General features: G+C 73.9%; 1 pseudogene. It reads left to right on the top strand.

Annotated features, from left to right (window positions below):
• A pseudogene (locus B4M60_RS02975) lies at positions 1-633 on the top strand (hypothetical protein); the annotation flags it as partial.
• Between the last annotated feature and the right edge of the window lie 41 nt (positions 634-674).

Raw genomic sequence — 674 nt, 5'->3', positions numbered from 1 at the left:
GATTCGACGCCGTGGGTGATCGTCGCCGTGCTGCTGGCGATCGCGCTGGTGGCCGGGCTGATCGTGTGGCTCGTCTCGTCCGGCGGTGACAGCCGCGAGCCCGTGGCCGCGCCCACGACCACCACCTCCACCCCGACTTCGACCCCGCGCCCGACCACTCCGAGCCCCACGACGCCCACCACGACCGGCCCACCCGGTCTGGCCGAGCGCTGCTCCCCGGGCTTCGTGGCCGACGAGGTGGGCGAGGGCACGTCGGTCCGGGAGTGCGACGGGCGCTTCCTGCTGGTCAGCCGCGAGGGCGGGGAGCTGGAGCTGCTCTCCTGGCGCGACGACACCTGGGTTTTCCTCGCCGAGCCGACGTCCGACGTGTGCCGCGAGCAGCTCGAGCAGCTGGGGGTCCCGGATCGGTTCCGTCGGGTGTTCCAGCCGTGTGGGCGACCCACCACCAGCAGCTCGACCTCCACCTCGAGCCCGACGAGCGCCGACCCGACCACGACCTCATCGGAGGAGACCGTCACCACCGTCCCGGCCGGGCAGGACCCTGCGCCCGGGGAGGGGGACGATGACGGGGACCGGGACGGCGACGAGGACGGGGACCGGGTCGGCGGCGGGAACGGCGACGGGGCCCTCTGACCCGCTCAGGGCCTGTCGAAGCTGATGTTCTCGCGCGGGGT

Origin of the sequence: Dietzia sp. UBA5065, assembly GCA_002415925.1 — a bacterium.
Lineage (GTDB): Bacteria > Actinomycetota > Actinomycetes > Mycobacteriales > Mycobacteriaceae > Dietzia.
Note: the sequence above shows the minus strand (reverse complement) of the source record. Positions and strands in the feature narration are given on the sequence as shown.